We start from the raw sequence: 521 nt of genomic DNA on the forward strand, positions 1-521 counted from the left end.
GTCAGCCCGATCGCGTTCAAACAGGCGATGGGCATGGTGCGGCGCGGCGGCACGGTGTCGCTCAACGGCTTGCCGCCGGGCGAATTCCCGATGTCGATCTTCGATACGGTGCTTAACGGCATCACCGTACGCGGGTCGATCGTGGGGACGCGGCTCGATCTCCAGGAATCGCTCGATTTCGCCGCAGCGGGCAAGGTGCGGGCAACGGTGACGACCGACACGCTGGAGAACATCAACGATGTGTTCGGCCGGATGCACCGCGGCGAGATCGAGGGCCGCGTGGTGATCGATTTCGAAAATCCTCCGGTCGCGGCGAATGCGACGGCTGCGGCAGCCCTGGTGTCAGCGGCCTGACACGCGGTTCAGTCGATGGATCATGGACGAGGCCGGGCCTATGCCCGGCCTCGTTTGATTCGTGCGGCTGCGCGGCCACCACCGATGCCGCCGAACCGCGTGACTCTACGTACATCCGCCGTTCAGAATCCGCAGTAGCGGTTTGACGAAGGTCAAGGGCCGCGTCG

General features: G+C 65.1%; 1 protein-coding gene. It reads left to right on the forward strand.

The features are described 5' to 3' along the window. The coding region (locus AACY45_RS27885) for a zinc-binding dehydrogenase (protein WP_339548698.1) at positions 1 to 354 on the forward strand (354 nt) is incomplete at its 5' end. Between the last annotated feature and the right edge of the window lie 167 nt (positions 355 to 521).

The sequence above is a fragment of the Pseudomonas sp. RA_35y_Pfl2_P32 genome, from assembly GCF_963970735.1.
GTDB lineage: Bacteria > Pseudomonadota > Gammaproteobacteria > Pseudomonadales > Pseudomonadaceae > Aquipseudomonas.